13 protein-coding genes are annotated in these 14,174 nt (G+C 60.5%); 12 read left to right on the top strand and 1 reads right to left on the bottom strand.

The window, feature by feature from the left end; translation table 11 throughout:
• The 6 genes from leuD (at nucleotide 1) to HNR03_RS02340 (ending at nucleotide 8,023) form a co-directional block, all read left to right on the top strand.
• The gene (gene leuD, locus HNR03_RS02365; protein WP_222585551.1) at nucleotides 1-645 is read left to right on the top strand and encodes a 3-isopropylmalate dehydratase small subunit; all 645 of its coding nucleotides are present in this window, start codon (nucleotides 1-3) and stop codon (nucleotides 643-645) included.
• A 146-nt stretch (nucleotides 646-791) separates the two neighbouring features.
• Nucleotides 792-1,559: a class I SAM-dependent methyltransferase gene (locus tag HNR03_RS02360; protein WP_259150460.1), complete on the top strand. Its 768-nt coding sequence runs from the start codon at nucleotides 792-794 to the stop codon at nucleotides 1,557-1,559.
• Nucleotides 1,560-1,625: 66 nt separating this feature from the next.
• On the top strand, nucleotides 1,626-2,708 hold the full coding sequence (gene leuB / locus HNR03_RS02355) for a 3-isopropylmalate dehydrogenase (protein WP_259150459.1): 1,083 nt from the start codon (nucleotides 1,626-1,628) through the stop codon (nucleotides 2,706-2,708).
• A gap of 69 nt (nucleotides 2,709-2,777) precedes the next feature.
• Nucleotides 2,778-3,890: an aspartate-semialdehyde dehydrogenase gene (gene asd, locus HNR03_RS02350; protein ID WP_045057948.1), complete on the top strand. Its 1,113-nt coding sequence runs from the start codon at nucleotides 2,778-2,780 to the stop codon at nucleotides 3,888-3,890.
• Between the two features lie 259 nt (nucleotides 3,891-4,149).
• On the top strand, nucleotides 4,150-5,160 hold the full coding sequence (locus tag HNR03_RS02345) for an aspartate-semialdehyde dehydrogenase (RefSeq protein ID WP_259150456.1): 1,011 nt from the start codon (nucleotides 4,150-4,152) through the stop codon (nucleotides 5,158-5,160).
• A 208-nt stretch (nucleotides 5,161-5,368) separates the two neighbouring features.
• Entirely contained in the window at nucleotides 5,369-8,023 is a 2,655-nt protein-coding gene (locus tag HNR03_RS02340; RefSeq protein WP_259150455.1) for a FimV/HubP family polar landmark protein, read from the top strand.
• 72 nt (nucleotides 8,024-8,095) lie between these two features.
• Here the strand turns inward: HNR03_RS02340 and HNR03_RS02335 are convergent, their stop codons facing one another.
• Nucleotides 8,096-8,755 (bottom strand): aminopeptidase P family protein, encoded by a 660-nt coding sequence (locus HNR03_RS02335; RefSeq protein WP_259152070.1) that lies wholly within the window; start codon nucleotides 8,753-8,755, stop codon nucleotides 8,096-8,098.
• Nucleotides 8,756-8,942: 187 nt separating this feature from the next.
• Between HNR03_RS02335 and truA the strand changes: the two genes are divergently transcribed.
• From truA to HNR03_RS02305, 6 genes are all read left to right on the top strand, one after another.
• Nucleotides 8,943-9,767: a tRNA pseudouridine(38-40) synthase TruA gene (gene truA, locus HNR03_RS02330; RefSeq protein ID WP_208672265.1), complete on the top strand. Its 825-nt coding sequence runs from the start codon at nucleotides 8,943-8,945 to the stop codon at nucleotides 9,765-9,767.
• 63 nt (nucleotides 9,768-9,830) lie between these two features.
• Complete coding sequence (locus tag HNR03_RS02325; protein ID WP_259150454.1) at nucleotides 9,831-10,457, top strand: phosphoribosylanthranilate isomerase; 627 nt, start codon at nucleotides 9,831-9,833, stop codon at nucleotides 10,455-10,457.
• A gap of 177 nt (nucleotides 10,458-10,634) precedes the next feature.
• Nucleotides 10,635-11,555 (top strand): acetyl-CoA carboxylase, carboxyltransferase subunit beta, encoded by a 921-nt coding sequence (gene accD, locus HNR03_RS02320; protein ID WP_056744405.1) that lies wholly within the window; start codon nucleotides 10,635-10,637, stop codon nucleotides 11,553-11,555.
• Complete coding sequence (gene folC, locus HNR03_RS02315) at nucleotides 11,552-12,859, top strand: bifunctional tetrahydrofolate synthase/dihydrofolate synthase (RefSeq protein ID WP_259150453.1); 1,308 nt, start codon at nucleotides 11,552-11,554, stop codon at nucleotides 12,857-12,859. Before accD ends, folC begins: the two co-directional genes overlap by 4 nt.
• Nucleotides 12,843-13,508: an SPOR domain-containing protein gene (locus tag HNR03_RS02310; protein ID WP_259150452.1), complete on the top strand. Its 666-nt coding sequence runs from the start codon at nucleotides 12,843-12,845 to the stop codon at nucleotides 13,506-13,508. The genes folC and HNR03_RS02310 overlap by 17 nt, the downstream gene beginning before the upstream one ends.
• A 98-nt stretch (nucleotides 13,509-13,606) precedes the next feature.
• Nucleotides 13,607-14,167 (top strand): CvpA family protein, encoded by a 561-nt coding sequence (locus HNR03_RS02305; RefSeq protein WP_222585559.1) that lies wholly within the window; start codon nucleotides 13,607-13,609, stop codon nucleotides 14,165-14,167.
• Nucleotides 14,168-14,174: the final 7 nt, after the last annotated feature.

Genomic DNA, 14,174 nt, shown 5'->3' with positions numbered 1-14,174 from the left:
ATGAAAGCTTTTACCCAGCACACTGGTCTTGTCGCGCCTTTGGATCGTGCCAACGTCGACACCGACCAGATCATTCCGAAGCAGTTCTTGAAGTCGATCAAGCGCACGGGTTTCGGCCCGAACCTGTTCGATGAGTGGCGCTACCTGGATGTCGGGCAGCCGTATCAGGACAACTCCAAGCGTCCGCTGAACAAGGATTTCGTCCTCAACGCCGAACGTTACCAAGGCGCCAGCGTGTTGCTGGCCCGTGAGAACTTCGGTTGCGGTTCCAGCCGCGAGCACGCGCCGTGGGCCCTGGAAGAATACGGTTTTCGCAGCATCATCGCGCCGAGCTACGCCGACATCTTCTTCAACAACAGCTTCAAGAACGGCTTGCTGCCGATCATCCTGAGCGACGCTGAAGTCGATGAGCTGTTCCAGCAGGTGGAAGCGACCCCGGGTTATCAGTTGCAGGTTGATCTGCAAGCCCAGACCGTGACCCGCCCGGATGGCAAGGTGCTGCGCTTTGAGATTGATGCGTTCCGCAAGCACTGCCTGTTGAATGGTCTGGACGATATTGGCCTGACTTTGCAGGATCACGAGGCGATTGCGACGTTTGAAGCCAAGCATCGTGCGAGCCAGCCGTGGTTGTTTCGCGACGCTTGATTTTGCGTAAGGCGTAAGACCGCCATCGCCAGCAGGCTGGCTCCCCCATTGGATTTGCGGCGTTCACAAAACCCTGTGGGAGCGAGCCTGCTCGCGATGGCGTCAGTAGAAACAACGCAAGACTCATCCTAAAAAAGGAAGTCCAGATGACCAGCACCGCCCAGCACAGCCAGGTAGTCCAAAAGCAATTCGGTGAACAGGCTTCGGCCTATTTGAGCAGCGCCGTTCACGCTCAAGGCACTGAATTCGCGCTGCTACAGGCCGAGCTGGCCGGGCAGGGCGATGCGCGGGTGCTGGACTTGGGGTGCGGCGCCGGTCACGTGAGTTTTCACGTGGCATCGCTGGTCAAGGAAGTCGTGGCCTACGATCTGTCCCGGCAAATGCTCGACGTGGTGACTGCAGCCGCTCAGGACCGTGGTTTGAGCAACGTAACCACGGTCAACGGTGCCGCCGAGCGCCTGCCGTTCGCCGATGGCGAGTTCGATTTCGTGTTCAGCCGTTATTCGGCGCACCATTGGAGCGATCTCGGCCTAGCCCTGCGGGAAGTCCGTCGGGTGCTGAAACCGGGCGGCGTGGCGGTGTTCATCGACGTGTTGTCTCCGGGCAGCCCGTTGTTCGACACTTACCTGCAAAGCGTCGAAGTGCTGCGCGACACTAGCCATGTGCGCGATTATTCCGCCGGTGAGTGGTTGCGCCAGGTCAGCGAAGCGGGGTTGCATACCCGCAGCACCACGCGCCAGCGGCTGCGTTTGGAATACACGTCGTGGGTCGAGCGCATGCGCACGCCAGAGGTGATGCGCGCGGCAATCCGCGAATTGCAGCAGTCGATGGGCAGTGAAGTGCGCGAATATTTTGAGATTGAGGCCGATGGTTCATTCAGTACCGATGTACTGGTGCTGATGGCTGAACGATAAGCGCCTGACAATAGACTTTTTCCACGGCGTACCCGCGGGCGCGCCGACTGATGACATGAGGAAAGCATGAGCAAGCAGATTCTGATTCTCCCGGGTGACGGTATTGGTCCGGAAATCATGGCCGAAGCGGTCAAGGTACTTACACTTGCCAACGACAAGTACAGCCTGGGCTTCGAACTCAGCCATGACGTGATCGGCGGCGCGGCCATAGACAAGCACGGCGTGCCACTGGCCGACGAAACCCTGGACCGTGCCCGCGCGGCCGATGCGGTTCTGCTGGGCGCTGTTGGCGGTCCGAAATGGGACGCCATCGAACGTGACATCCGCCCTGAGCGCGGCCTGCTGAAAATTCGTGCGCAATTGGGCCTGTTCGGCAACCTGCGTCCGGCGATCCTCTACCCGCAACTGGCTGAAGCATCGAGCCTGAAGCCGGAAATCGTTGCCGGCCTGGACATCCTGATCGTCCGTGAGCTGACCGGCGGCATCTACTTTGGCACGCCACGCGGCACCCGCACCCTGGAAAACGGCGAGCGCCAGTCTTACGACACGCTGCCATACAGCGAAAGCGAGATCCGCCGTATTGCCCGCGTTGGTTTCGACATGGCGATGGTGCGTGGCAAGAAGCTCTGCTCGGTGGACAAGGCCAACGTATTGGCGTCCAGCCAGCTGTGGCGTGAAATCGTTGAGGAAGTGGCCAAGGATTACCCTGAGGTCGAACTGAGCCACATGTACGTCGACAACGCCGCCATGCAGCTGGTGCGTGCGCCCAAGCAGTTCGACGTGATCGTCACCGACAACATGTTCGGCGACATCCTGTCCGACCAGGCGTCGATGCTCACCGGTTCCATCGGCATGCTGCCGTCGGCATCCCTGGATACCAACAACAAAGGCATGTATGAGCCGTGCCACGGTTCGGCGCCGGACATCGCAGGCAAAGGCATTGCCAACCCGTTGGCGACCATTTTGTCGGTCTCCATGATGTTGCGTTACAGCTTCAATCTGCAGGATGCGGCGGATGCGATCGAGAAGGCCGTTAGTCTGGTATTGGACCAGGGCCTGCGCACAGGTGACATCTGGTCGGCCGGTTGCACTAAAGTCGGTACGCAGGAAATGGGTGACGCAGTAGTCGCCGCGCTGCGGAATCTGTAATCTCTCGGGCCCGCTGCCACTTTCAACTTCGAAAGCAGCGGCCCACTTTTTAAAGAAGGTGTAGTTGCGATGAAACGTGTAGGTCTGATCGGTTGGCGCGGTATGGTCGGTTCCGTGCTCATGCAGCGGATGCTGGAAGAGCAGGATTTCGATCTCATCGAGCCGGTGTTTTTCACCACTTCGAATGTCGGTGGCCAAGGCCCGTCCGTGGGCAAGGACATTGCTCCGCTCAAGGACGCTTACAGCATTGAAGAGCTGAAAACCCTCGACGTGATTTTGACCTGCCAGGGTGGCGACTACACCAGCGAAGTCTTCCCCAAGCTGCGCGAAGCCGGCTGGCAGGGTTACTGGATCGACGCCGCTTCCAGCCTGCGCATGCAGGATGACGCGGTAATCGTGCTGGACCCGGTGAACCGCAAGGTCATCGACCAGCAGCTCGACGCGGGTACCAAGAACTACATCGGCGGCAACTGCACTGTCAGCCTGATGCTGATGGGCCTGGGCGGTCTGTTCGAAGCCGGTCTGGTCGAGTGGATGAGCGCCATGACCTATCAGGCGGCCTCCGGTGCCGGCGCGCAGAACATGCGTGAACTGATCAAGCAAATGGGCGCGACCCACGCCGCTGTTGCCGATCAACTGGCCGACCCGGCCAGCGCGATCCTCGACATCGACCGTCGTGTGGCCGAAGCCATGCGCAGCGACGCGTACCCGACCGAAAACTTCGGCGTTCCGCTGGCCGGCAGCCTGATCCCGTGGATCGACAAGGAACTGCCGAACGGTCAGAGCCGCGAAGAGTGGAAGGCCCAGGCCGAGACCAACAAGATCCTCGGTCGCTTCAAGAGCCCGATCCCGGTCGACGGTATCTGCGTGCGCATCGGCGCCATGCGTTGCCACAGCCAGGCGCTGACCATCAAGCTGAACAAAGACGTGCCGATCGCCGACATCGAAGGGCTGATCAGCCAGCACAACCCTTGGGTCAAGCTGGTGCCGAACAACCGTGAAGCCAGCATTCAGGAACTGAGCCCGACGAAAGTCACCGGCACCCTGAACGTCCCGGTTGGCCGCCTGCGCAAACTGAACATGGGTTCGCAGTTCGTCGGCGCGTTCACCGTCGGCGACCAACTGCTGTGGGGCGCGGCCGAACCGCTGCGTCGCATGCTGCGGATCCTGCTTGAACGTTAATTGATTGAAGCAATGAAAGAACCCGCGCCTTGAAAGAGGCGCGGGTTTTTTGTTTCCGGCAGCCTGATGTCGATCGTTCCCACGCTCCGCGTGGGAATGCCGCCAAGGACGCTCCGCGTTCTGCTTGCGCAAGTGACGCGGAGCGTCACGGGATGCATTCCCACGCAGAGCGTGGGAACGATCGGGGCAGGGGGTGAATTGCCTGTACGCCAACCACCCGGTAAAGTGCCGCTCCCCCCGTTTCGCCAGAGGTAGAACCATGAGCCAGTCCTTTGATATTGCCGTGATCGGCGCCACCGGAACTGTCGGCGAAACGCTCGTGCAGATTCTCGAAGAGCGCGATTTTCCGGTGGGCAACCTGCACTTGCTGGCCAGCAGCGAATCCGCCGGCCATTCGGTGCCGTTTCGCGGCAAGAACGTGCGGGTGCGCGAAGTCGACGAATTCGATTTCAGCAAAGTCCAGTTGGTGTTTTTCGCTGCAGGTCCGGCGGTGACCCTGAGTTTCGCTTCCCGCGCTGTCGCCGCCGGTTGCTCGGTGATCGACCTGTCCGGCGCCTTGCCGGCCGATCAGGCGCCGCAAGTGGTGCCGGAAGCCAACGCCGACATCCTGGCCAGCCTGAAAAAACCGTTCCAGGTCAGCAGCCCAAGCCCGTCGGCCACCACCCTGGCGGTGGTGCTCGCGCCGCTGCTCGGTCTGCTCGACCTGCAACGCATCCACGTAACCGCGTGCCTGGCAGTCTCCGCGCAAGGCCGCGAAGCCGTGACCGAGCTGGCCCGGCAGACCGCCGAGCTGCTAAACGTGCGTCCGCTGGAGCCGACGTTCTTCGATCGGCAGATGGCGTTCAACCTGTTGGCTCAGGTCGGCAAACCTGACGATCAAGGACACACCCTGCTGGAAAAACGCCTTGTTCGTGAGCTGCGTCAGGTCATGGCGCTGCCTTTATTAAAGATTTCCGTCACTTGCATTCAAGCCCCGGTGTTTTTTGGCGATAGCTTTAGCGTGACCTTGCAGTCTGCAAGCGCTGTGGACCTGGCGAAAGTCAACGCGGCGCTGGAAGATGCACCCGGTATCGAGCTGGTGGAAGCCGGCGATTACCCGACGCCAGTCGGCGACGCGGTAGGGCAGGACGTGGTGTACGTCGGTCGGGTTCGCCATGGTGTCGACGACCTGTCGGAACTAAATCTGTGGCTGACGTCAGATAACGTACGCAAAGGCGCCGCGCTCAATGCTGTGCAGGTGGCTGAATTGTTGATAAAAGACCTGCTGTAAAAGATACTTGGCAACAATTTTTCGAATGAGTCCGGTCGAGCGTTATGCTTGGGTGGATTGCTGATGGCGAGTCACCCTCCGGGACTTTCCGGGCATGTAAAGAAATGATCGCGCGCGACGACACTTCGGCGCTGCGCGCAATGCCTTACGGCAGCGACTATCAATACCTTCTCGCTGGCCGAGGAATGTTCAAACAAAGGATGAGGCTATGGTTCAAGTTCGCAAACTGGTGTTAGCAATAGCGGCCGCCTCGGCGCTGTCCTCCGGTATGGCGCAGGCACTCGGGCTCGGGGAATTGACCCTGAAGTCGACGCTGAACCAACCTTTGGTGGCGGAAATCGAGCTGCTCGACGTCAAGGACCTCACCGCTGCCGAAGTGGTGCCGAGCCTGGCCTCGCCCGAAGATTTCGCCAAGGCTGGCGTCGACCGCCGGGCATTCCTCAACGATCTGACCTTTACCCCGGTGCTCAACCCCAGCGGTAAAAGTGTTCTGCGCGTGACCTCCAGCAAACCGCTGTCCGAACCGATGGTGAAATTCCTGGTTCAGGTCATGTGGCCAAGCGGTCGACTGATGCGTGATTACAGCGTCTTGCTCGATCCTTCCAAATTCTCGCCGCAGACCGCTGAAGCGGCTGCGCAGCCTGCACCGACTCCTGCGGTCACATCGCCAGTCACCGGTGCCACCAAGCCTGCCCAATACACCACCACGCCGCGCGATACCCTGTGGGAGATTGCCGCGAAGGCGCGTAATGGCGGATCGGTCCAGCAAACCATGCTGGCCATCCAGGCGTTGAACCCGGATGCCTTTATCGATGGCAACATCAACCGGTTGAAAACCGGCCAGGTGCTGCGCATGCCGGATCAGACCCAAAGCACAAACCTGCCACAGCCTAAAGCCATCGCCGAAGTCGCTGCGCAGAACACTGCATGGCGTCAGGGGCGGCGTTATGTGGCCAAGCCCGGGACCGGGCAACAGCAGCTCGATGCGACCAAGCGCGGGCAGGCTGATGCAGGCTCTTCGCAAGCGGCCAAGGACAAACTGAGCCTGGTGTCGGCCGAGACCGCTAAAGGTCGTGGCAAAGGAGGTGATGCCAAGGCGTTGAGCAATAAATTGGCGGTCACCCAGGAAAGCCTCGACACGACTCGTCGTGACAACGCTGAACTGAAGAGCCGCATGACCGATCTGCAAAGCCAGCTGGATAAGCTGCAACGGCTGATCGAGCTGAAAAACAATCAATTGGCCAAACTGCAGGCCGAAGGCGCAGCCGGTGCACCCGCTGCTGCTGCGGCTCCCGCTAACACGCCGGCGATTACTGCCGAGCTGGCGCCAAGCCCTGCGGCAACGCCAGCGGGCGTGGTGCCTGCAACGCCCAAGTCTGAAACACCCGTCGCTGAAGTCGCTCCGGCACCTGTCGAGAAGCCTATCGAGCCGACGCCCGCGACCTCTGACGATCAAAAATTCAACGAACTGCTGACCAATCCGATTCTGCTGGGTCTGGTCGGTGGCGGTGCAGTGGTTCTGCTGCTCTTGCTGTTATTGCTGGCACGTCGACGCAAAGCACAGCAAGAGGCCGAGAAGCACCTGCGCATGGCCCGTGCCCTGGAGGACGAGAAGGAGTTCTCCACCGAGCCGGAGTTGCCCGAAAGCAGCTTCGAAGGTCTGGAAGTGCCACCGCCGAACGTGAAACTCGCGACCGCGCCGGCATTTGCACCTGCATTTGCACCTGCACCGGTGCCAACCCCCGCTCCGGCGCCAGTCATTGAGCCGGTTGTAGTCACGCAGCCCATTGCTGCGCCACTGATTTCGCCGGCGGCCGAGCGCGATGACGACGTGCTGAGCAAGGCTCAGTCGCATATCAATGCCGGTCGTCTGAATCAGGCTGCCGCGATGCTTGAAGACGGCATCAAGCAGGAGCCGCAGCGCAGCGACCTGCGCCTCAAGCTGATGGAAGTCTACGGTCAGCAGGGCGATCGTGATGCGTTCGTTGCCCAGGAGCGCCAATTGGTGGCCAACGGTGACAACTTCGCCCAGGTCGAAAAGCTTAAAACCCGCTTCCCGGCAATGGCCATCGCGGTTGCCGGTGGGCTGGCTGCTGCGGCACTCGCCGCCGAACTCGACGCGCAATACGTCAAGGACCTGCTGCTGGACGAGCCGCAAGCACCGGCAGCGGCGGATGATGACTTCGACAGCGCTTTCGACTTGAGCTTGGATGATCTGGAAGCCGCTTCTCCGACGGTGGTTGCGCCAGAGCCGGAACCTGCGGCCGAACTGGACGAATTCCCGCTGGACGACGACCTGAGCTTTGAATCGGTGTTGCAGCAGCAGACCGACATCAAGGAAAACCTCGACGACCTGTCGGACTTCGACCTCGACATGGATTTGGGCGGCGATCCTTCGCCGGCGATCCTCGCCGAAGACGACTTCCTGCTGGATCTGGACGAGGGCGTGAAGGACCTGCCGGTCGAGCCTGTTGCGCCTGCTAAGCCTGAGGTTCCACAGGACGATCTGGAGTTGCCGGCCGATTTCGATCTGTCGTTGTCCGATGAAATGGATGCCACCCCAGCTGAGCCAGATGCCTTCGCTGCCGAACTGAATGACGTCAACGCTGAGCTGGATCGTTTGTCCCAGAGCATCAGCGAGCCGACTTTCACCGCCGAAGACGCGGCGGCGTCGATGGCTGATGAGCCGGACTTCGACTTCCTCTCCGGCACCGATGAAGTGGCCACCAAGCTCGATCTGGCCCAGGCCTACATCGACATGGGCGACAACGACGGCGCCCGGGACATCCTCAATGAAGTGGTGACCGAGGGTGATGCCGGTCAGAAGAGCGAAGCCAAGGAAATGCTTTCGCGTCTGGCTTGAATGATCGGTCGGCAATAAACAAAACGGCAGCCCATTGAGGCTGCCGTTTTTGTTTGTGCGATGCTCTTCGGATCAGGCCAGCAGATCCTCATAAAACGCACCAAACGGCCGGGTAGGGTGGGCGATCTGAATTTCCAGAATCCATAACCCGACATTCGGGCATGCCTCGAAACTCCCCAGGTCACCGGCCCGATAAATCGCATGGGGGAAGTCGCTGACCCGGTGCCCCTTGATCTCCAGGTTCAACCTCCAGCCCATTGCCGTCGCCTGTTCGTCGGCATAGCGGTACAGCTCAGGGCCGGCGACCTGATGGGTTCGCCAGTAATCGTGGACCTGATCAAACAGCGTCTTTGCTGCCGCCGCGCAGGCCGTCATTTCAGGATCATCGCCGACGACAAACGTCGCGCCCGAGTCGCCCTCATGACGATCCCAGACCACGCCGAGGTCGATGAAGAAAATATCGTTGTCAGCCAGTACCGGATCGCCATCGGAGGGTTGCTTGAAGGTTTTCAGGGTGTTCTCGCCGAAGCGGATCTTGGAGGGGTGCCAGATACGGTCCATCCCCAGTTCGTTCAGCACCTCGAGGCTCATCGCCAGGGCTTCGGATTCGCGCATGCCGGGTTTTACGCGGCGGGCCATTTCGTCGATGGCTTCCCAGGTTTTGCGTTTCGCATGGAGCATGCCTTCGAGGCTGTAGGCCAGTCCGACGGCTTCTTTGAGGGTGGCGGTCATCATCAGGTCTCGGTGGTGTCTGTTTTTCGTTGTGTAGTTATCTATATAGCGAAGTCGGCCCGGGCGATGCAATGACACAAAATCCACACGCCTCTGGCGTCCCGGTGCGACGGCCTTATAATGCCCGCCTTTGCGCATATCAGCAGGCTGTTACTCCTTGGCAAATTTAGATAACCCGGCCGCCGAAATGGCAGCCGAGGGCTTTTTCCGGATCGCATTGGGCGTCGAATACAAAGGCTCGCGTTACCGCGGCTGGCAACGTCAGGCCTCCGGCGTGCTCACGGTGCAGGAAACCCTCGAAAAAGCCTTGTCCAAAGTCGCCGATTCGCCGGTGTCGCTGCTCTGCGCCGGGCGTACGGATGCCGGCGTGCATGCCTGTGGCCAAGTGGTGCATTTCGACACCCAGGTCGAGCGCTCAATGAAAGCCTGGGTCATGGGTGCCAACATCAACTTGCCCCACGATGTCAGCGTCAGTTGGGCCAAGGTCATGCCGGCGCATTTTCATGCGCGCTTCAAGGCCATTGCCCGGCGTTATCGCTATGTGATCTACAACGATCAGATCCGCCCCGCGCACCTGAATGAAGAAATCACCTGGAATCACCGTCCGCTGGACGTCGAGCGCATGGCCGAAGCGGCGCAGTATCTAGTCGGCACTCATGATTTCAGCGCCTTCCGCGCCGGCCAGTGCCAGGCCAAGTCGCCGATCAAGGAATTGCATCACCTGCGCGTCACGCGTCACGGCAAGATGATCGTCCTGGATATCCGCGCCAGCGCTTTTTTGCACCACATGGTGCGCAACATTGCTGGCGTGCTGATGACCATCGGTGCCGGCGAGCGCCCGGTTGAGTGGATGAAGGAAGTGCTGGAGAGCCGGATTCGCCGTTCTGGCGGGGTGACGGCGCATCCGTACGGTCTGTATCTGGTGCAAGTCGAGTATCGCGACGAGTTCGAACTGCCCGAGCGTTACATCGGCCCACACTTCCTGACCGGTTTCACGGAACTTGACGGCTGACGCCCTCGAATGCATTTGTTACCATCCGGGACTTTCTCGGATTTGCCCTGAGGTTCTATCGACATGTCAGCCGTTCGCAGCAAGATTTGTGGGATTACCCGCATAGAAGATGCGTTGGCGGCGGTCGAGGCCGGGGCGGATGCCATCGGGTTCGTGTTCTATGCCAAAAGCCCCCGGGCAGTCACGTTCCAGCAGGCTCGCTCGATCATCAGCGCATTGCCGCCGTTCGTGACCACCGTGGGATTGTTCGTCAACGCCAGCAGCTGCGAGTTGGGCGAATTGCTCGACGCCGTGCCGCTGGACTTGCTGCAATTCCATGGCGACGAAACAGCGGCAGAGTGTGAAGGCTGGCACCGTCCTTACATCAAGGCGTTGCGGGTCAAGGCCGGCGACGACATCGCCGCGGCATGCGATGCGTTTCCAAGTGCCAGCGGGATCTTGCTGGACGCTTACGTGGAAGGGATCCCTGGCGGAACCGGTGAGGCGTTCGACTGGTCATTGATACCACCAGGCTTGAGCAAACCGATCATCCTCGCGGGTGGCCTGACCCCGGAAAACGTGGCCGAAGCCATTACTCGGGTGCGGCCTTACGCAGTGGACGTCAGCGGTGGGGTAGAAGCGAGCAAGGGCATCAAGGATCACGCAAAGATTCAGGCATTCATCAAAGCGGTACGCGGTACGTCGATGTGACGGCTGGCACACTGCCGCCGTCCACACGCATGGCTGAGGATTTTTGGGTTGTACGCAGGTCACGCTTCACTGACCCGGCCATCCACTGATCATCGCCACACATATGAATTTAGCTCAAGGGCATACGCGGGGCTGCGAACCAGAGCGTTCGGGCCGCCGGTACTGGAGAAAGAAAGCATGAGCAACTGGTTAGTAGACAAACTGATCCCTTCGATCATGCGTTCCGAGGTCAAGAAGAGCTCGGTGCCTGAAGGTCTGTGGCACAAATGCCCGTCTTGCGAGGCTGTGTTGTATCGTCCAGAGCTGGAAAAGACCCTGGACGTTTGCCCCAAGTGCAACCATCACATGCGTATCGGCGCGCGCGCGCGCATCGACATCTTCCTCGACGCTGAAGGCCGTGCCGAACTGGGCGCGGACCTGGAGCCGGTTGACCGTCTGAAATTCCGCGACGGCAAGAAGTACAAGGATCGCCTGACCGCTGCCCAGAAGCAGACCGGCGAAAAAGACGCACTGATTTCCATGAGCGGTACCCTGTTGGGCATGCCGGTAGTGGTCTCGGCCTTCGAATTCTCCTTCATGGGTGGTTCGATGGGCGCAATCGTCGGCGAGCGATTTGTCCGCGCCGCCAACTACGCCCTGGAAAACCGCTGCCCAATGATCTGCTTCGCCGCATCTGGTGGTGCGCGGATGCAGGAAGCCCTGATCTCCCTGATGCAAATGGCCAAGACCTCTGCGGTGCTGGCGCGTCTGCGTGAAGAAGGCATTCCGTTCATCTCCGTGCTGACTGACCCGGTCTACGGCGGCGTTTCCGCCAGCCTGGCAATGCTTGGCGACGTGATCGTCGGTGAGCCCAAGGCCCTGATCGGCTTCGCCGGTCCGCGCGTGATCGAGCAAACCGTGCGTGAAAAACTGCCGGAAGGTTTCCAGCGCAGTGAGTTCCTGCTGGAACACGGCGCAATCGACATGATCATTCACCGTCAGGAACTGCGTCCGCGCCTGGGCAACCTGCTGGCACAAATGATGGGCCTGCCGACGCCGAAATTCGTCGCCGCGCCAATCGAGCCGATCGTGGTTCCGCCGGTACCTGCGAACATATGACCGAACGTACCCTTGGCGAATGGCTCGCCTACCTTGAGCAGTTGCACCCTTCGGCCATCGACATGGGCCTGGAGCGTTCGCAACAGGTAGCGTCCCGCATGGGGCTGGGCAAGCCGGCGCCTCGGGTGATCACGGTCACCGGCACCAACGGCAAGGGTTCCACCTGCGCATTCGTGGCTTCATTGCTGCGGGCGCAGGGCCTGAAGGTGGGTGTCTACAATTCTCCGCACCTGCTGCGTTACAACGAGCGGGTGCAGGTCAACGGCGTCGAAGCCACTGATGCTGAACTGTGCGAAGCCTTCGCTGCGGTGGAGGCGGGCCGTGGCGATACGTCCCTGACGTATTTCGAAATGGGCACCCTGGCGGCGTTCTGGCTGTTTCAACAGGCAGGGCTTGATGCCGTGGTGCTGGAAGTCGGCCTGGGCGGGCGTCTGGACACGGTCAACGTGGTCGACGCCGATATGGCGCTGGTCACCAGCATCGGCGTCGATCATGCAGACTATCTGGGCAATACCCGTGAGTCCGTGGCCTTTGAGAAGGCCGGCATCTTCCGTCAGGGTGCGCCTGCGCTCTGTGGCGATCTGAATCCTCCGCAACCGCTGCTGGACAAGGCGCGCGAGCTGGCTTGCCCGTTTTTCCTGCGTGGCCGCGACTTTGATCTCGGTGTGACCGATCACAATTGGCAATGGCGCGGTCTGGACGCTCAAGGGCGTGTGGTCGAATTGCACGACCTGCCGTTGCTCGACCTGCCGATGGAAAACGCCGCACTGGCTTTGCAGGCGTACTTGTTGCTCGGATTGCCGTGGGTGGATGCGCAGATTGTCGAGGCGCTGAAAGCGACGCGGGTGGTCGGTCGCCTTGATCGCCGTCAGTTCGACTGGCAGGGCAAGCGCCTGAACCTGTTGCTGGATGTGGGGCATAACCCGCATGCCGCCGAGTATCTGGCTAGCCGTCTGGCTAGCCGTCCGCCGGTCGGCAAGCGTCTGGCGGTGTTCGGATTGTTGGCGGACAAGGATCTGGATGGTGTCATCGGCGAATTGAATGCTAGTGTCCAGCAATGGGCGGTTGCGCCGCTGAATTCACCGCGGGCGCGTCCGGTTGCCGACTTGCAGGCCGCGTTGCAGAACCTTGGCGCCGCGGTAACGTCCTACGGCAGCGTGGCTGCGGCCCTGGAAGGGCAGTGTGCGCTGGCGACAAGCGACGACGAGATTCTGTTGTTCGGATCATTTTATTGTGTCGCCGAGGCCCTTGAATGGCTGGCCCGGCGCTCCACGGAGGAAGCGGCAAATGGCATTGCTGGATAAGGCATACAAACAACGCATGGTTGGCGCCCTGGTTCTGGTGGCGCTGGCGGTGATTTTCCTGCCGATGCTGTTTTCCCGTCAGGACGAACAGCGTCAGGTAACCGTCGAAGCGCCGTCTGCGCCGCGCGCACCATCCGTGCCGCAAGTGCAGGTCGATCCTGTGGTGGTGCCAGAACCACAGGCGTTGCCTGAGGAACCTGTGCCGAGTGATGACGAGGTCGCTCAGCCGGTCGTGCCGGCGAAGCCGATCGCGCCTGCCGCACCCGTCGCGCCTGCCGCCAAGCCGGTCGCACCAGCGCCAGCTCCGGTGCCCGCTTTGGCTGCCAAGCCTTCAGTCGCGCCGTCTCAGCCGATTTCGGCTGCGCCAGGCAAGCCCGACACCACTCAGAGCCGCGTCGACGCCAATGGTCTGTCGGTCAGCTGGTCGGTGCAACTGGCCAGCCTGTCGAGCCGTGAAAGCGCGGAAAGTCTGCAAAAAGACCTGCGCAGTCAGGGCTACAACGCCTACATCCGTACAGCCGACGGCAAGAACCGGGTATTTGTCGGACCGCTGATCGAGCGTGCCGAGGCCGATCGTCTGCGTGACTTGCTGGGCCGCCAGAAGAATCTCAAGGGGTTCGTGGTGCGTTTCCAGCCTGAACGCAATTAAAACTATCGACCCGATTTGAAATGCACTGAAAATCGCAGCTTACCGATAGTCATGCGCTCTGCTAAAATGCGCCGCCTTATCCGTCTGTAGGCTGCACTGTGCCATTTACCTGGGTTGACTGGGCGATCGTTGCAATCGTCGCCATCTCCGCATTGATCAGTCTGAGCCGCGGCTTCGTAAAAGAAGCACTATCGCTGGTGACCTGGATCATCGCAGGAGTCGTCGCCTGGATGTTCGGTGGTTCATTGTCCGAGTACCTCGCCGGATACATCCAAACTCCATCGGCTCGTGTGATCACGGGCTGTGCCATCATGTTTGTCGCCACGTTAATCGTAGGCGCAATGATCAATTATCTTATCGGCGAGTTGGTTCGCGTCACCGGGTTGTCCGGGACCGATCGATTCCTCGGCATGGCCTTCGGCGCTGCGCGTGGCGTGTTGCTGGTGGTCGTGGCGGTCGGGCTGTTGAGCCTGGGGCCGGTACAGCAGGACGGGTGGTGGCAGCAGTCCCAGCTCGTGCCAAAATTTCTATTGGTCGCAGACTGGTCCAAAAACCTGATCCTCGGGTGGAGCAGTCAGTGGCTTGCCAGCGGTATCAGCGTACCCGCTGAGATACCGTTCAAGGAGCACCTCTTGCCGATGGCCAAAACGCCTCTGTGAGTTGTGT

It is taken from the genome of Pseudomonas sp. JAI111 (genome assembly GCF_024809425.1).
Taxonomy (GTDB): Bacteria; Pseudomonadota; Gammaproteobacteria; order Pseudomonadales; family Pseudomonadaceae; genus Aquipseudomonas.
Note: the sequence above shows the minus strand (reverse complement) of the source record. Positions and strands in the feature narration are given on the sequence as shown.

Excerpts from the sequence above, each read along its gene's own strand:
- HNR03_RS02325 (WP_259150454.1), top strand. The coding sequence starts at position 9,831 with ATGTCAGCCGTTCGCAGCAAGATTTGTGGGATTACCCGCATAGAAGAT.
- HNR03_RS02335 (WP_259152070.1), bottom strand. The coding sequence starts at position 8,755 with ATGACCGCCACCCTCAAAGAAGCCGTCGGACTGGCCTACAGCCTCGAA.
- HNR03_RS02340 (WP_259150455.1), top strand. The coding sequence starts at position 5,369 with ATGGTTCAAGTTCGCAAACTGGTGTTAGCAATAGCGGCCGCCTCGGCG.
- truA (WP_208672265.1), top strand. The coding sequence starts at position 8,943 with ATGGCAGCCGAGGGCTTTTTCCGGATCGCATTGGGCGTCGAATACAAA.
- leuD (WP_222585551.1), top strand. The coding sequence starts at position 1 with ATGAAAGCTTTTACCCAGCACACTGGTCTTGTCGCGCCTTTGGATCGT.
- asd (WP_045057948.1), top strand. The coding sequence starts at position 2,778 with ATGAAACGTGTAGGTCTGATCGGTTGGCGCGGTATGGTCGGTTCCGTG.
- folC (WP_259150453.1), top strand. The coding sequence starts at position 11,552 with ATGACCGAACGTACCCTTGGCGAATGGCTCGCCTACCTTGAGCAGTTG.
- accD (WP_056744405.1), top strand. The coding sequence starts at position 10,635 with ATGAGCAACTGGTTAGTAGACAAACTGATCCCTTCGATCATGCGTTCC.
- HNR03_RS02310 (WP_259150452.1), top strand. The coding sequence starts at position 12,843 with ATGGCATTGCTGGATAAGGCATACAAACAACGCATGGTTGGCGCCCTG.
- HNR03_RS02345 (WP_259150456.1), top strand. The coding sequence starts at position 4,150 with ATGAGCCAGTCCTTTGATATTGCCGTGATCGGCGCCACCGGAACTGTC.
- leuB (WP_259150459.1), top strand. The coding sequence starts at position 1,626 with ATGAGCAAGCAGATTCTGATTCTCCCGGGTGACGGTATTGGTCCGGAA.
- HNR03_RS02360 (WP_259150460.1), top strand. The coding sequence starts at position 792 with ATGACCAGCACCGCCCAGCACAGCCAGGTAGTCCAAAAGCAATTCGGT.